Consider the following 1157-nt stretch of genomic DNA (forward strand, 5'->3'; position numbering starts at 1 on the left):
TATAAGAGACAGTGCCATAACACCGCCAGCACACCACCACACCCCCACCACAAACAACACCACACAACCGATTGCGCCCACACCACAACCCGTGTATGGTTTGACTCAGCGGGAGGCACCCGGCCCCCTGCACCCCTAGCCTTGGAGGCTCTCATGCTCACGTTCAACGCCCGCCAGCTGCTCCGCGGTCTCGATGTCGCTTCCTACCCCGCCCGCCTCGCCGACGAGCCGGTCGGGGCTCGCCTGACCACGGTCCCTCTGGAGGTGACCGACCAGGGCCTGATCGCCTACAGCACGGACCGCTACCAGCTCGCCCGCACGCTGACCGAGTACGCCCTGGAGGCGCCCGCGCACGGCGCGGGCCTGCCGCCGGTGCGCCTGCACCGCTCGGGCCTGAAGGTTCTGCTCCCGGTGCTCCGCGCCGCGAAGAAGGACGGCACGGTGGAGCTGACGGCCGACGAGGACACCGTCACGTTCACCGTCCACGCGGCGAACGGGCAGGTGCAGACGGTGCCGCTGAAGAACTACGCGGACGCGGACGAGTATCCGAAGATCGCTTCCCTGTTCCGCCTGCACACCCAGCCGCGGGGCGCGCTCGAGGAGGGCACGTTCACGGTCAATCCGAAGTACGTCAAGGCGCTGGCCGACGTGACGGCGCGGTACACCAGCGACGGTGAGGTGCTCACGTTCGACCCGGACACCAACCACTCGGGCAAGCCCGTCGCGTGGGTCCACGGCCAGTGGGCACACGGCATTCTGATGCCGATCCGTCGGGAACAGCTCCCCACGATCGACGCCGAGTACGAGGGCGTGGGACGTCTGTTCCGCGCCGTGCCGCTGATGCAGTCCCCGGAGTCCGCCAGCGTGCGGGAGGGCTCCGCCGTGGAGCGGGCCAGCACCCGCGGAACCGCCGAGGCTCCCGCCACGGCCTGATTCCCTCTCCCTCTCGGCGGGGTCGTCGCACTGCGGCGGCCCCGCCGCTGACCACCCGGGCCGCGAGCGCCCACACCCCCCGGTGGCCCCGCCCGCACGATGCGGGCGGGGCCGTCCGCCCGCGGCGGCTGCCGCTGTCTCCGCGGCACCGCGAGCTCGCAGCGCGGCACCGGCAGCTGGCTGCCCCTCCACGACACGTCCCCCGCCGGTCGCCGGCCCAGACA

The 1157-nt window shown here is 71.6% G+C and carries 1 protein-coding gene; it reads left to right on the forward strand.

What is annotated here, in order from left to right; translation table 11 throughout:
- The first annotated feature begins 153 nt into the window (after window positions 1-153).
- The gene (locus tag J1M38_RS11275; RefSeq protein WP_206450818.1) at window positions 154-933 is read left to right on the forward strand and encodes a hypothetical protein; all 780 of its coding nucleotides are present in this window, start codon (window positions 154-156) and stop codon (window positions 931-933) included.
- The last annotated feature ends 224 nt before the right edge of the window (window positions 934-1157 follow it).

Source organism: Micrococcus sp. KRD070 (genome assembly GCF_017168435.1).
GTDB lineage: Bacteria > Actinomycetota > Actinomycetes > Actinomycetales > Micrococcaceae > Micrococcus > Micrococcus luteus.

Excerpts from the sequence above, each read along its gene's own strand:
- J1M38_RS11275 (WP_206450818.1), top strand. The coding sequence starts at position 154 with ATGCTCACGTTCAACGCCCGCCAGCTGCTCCGCGGTCTCGATGTCGCT.